Here is a 703-nt window from a genome sequence, read left to right as displayed (position 1 = left end):
CCCGCCTCGAGCGGGCCGGAGCCCTGGCCGCCGACGCCGGTATCGACGCGGTGATCGTGGGTCCCGGCCCCGACCTGCGCTACCTGCTGGGCGTGGAGGGCGACACGATCGAGCGCCTCACGGCGCTGGTGGTGGGCCCCGGATTCGAGCCGACGATCGTCGTGCCGCGCATGGAGCTCGCGAAGGTGCGCGACACCGCGGCGGGCGAGCTGGGCGTGCGAATCGCCGACTGGGTGGACGGCGAGGACCCCTATGCGCTGGTCATCGACGCGCTGCCCGCCCCGGGCGGGAGGATCGCGGTGTCGGATGCCCTTCCCGCACTGCACGTGATCCCGATCGGGGATCGGGTGGATGCCCGGCTGGAGCTGGCGACGCCCGTGCTGCGCGAGGGTCGCATGATCAAGGACGCCGACGAGGTCGCGGAGCTGCGCCGGGCCGGCGACGCCATCGACGCCGTGCACCGTCGTGTCGCGGACTGGCTGCGCGCGGGGCGCACCGAGCGCGAGGTGGCGGCCGACATCGCCGACGCGATCGTGGCCGAGGGGCATGAGACCGTGGAGTTCGTGATCGTCGGCTCCGGCCCCAACGGCGCCGATCCGCACCACGAGGTCTCGGATCGGGTGATCGAGGACGGCGACGTGGTCGTCGTCGACATCGGCGGGGCGGTGCCGAGCGGCTACAACTCCGACAGCACGCGCACGTA

1 protein-coding gene is annotated in these 703 nt (G+C 73.4%); it reads left to right on the top strand.

Annotation, left to right across the window (positions count from 1 at the left end; all coding sequences use genetic code 11):
• The coding region (locus BGN97_RS05475) for a M24 family metallopeptidase (protein ID WP_292699022.1) at positions 1 to 703 on the top strand (703 nt) is incomplete at both ends.

It is taken from the genome of Microbacterium sp. 69-10, assembly GCF_001897945.1.
GTDB lineage: Bacteria > Actinomycetota > Actinomycetes > Actinomycetales > Microbacteriaceae > Microbacterium.
This window is presented reverse-complemented; position numbering and strand designations above follow the sequence as displayed.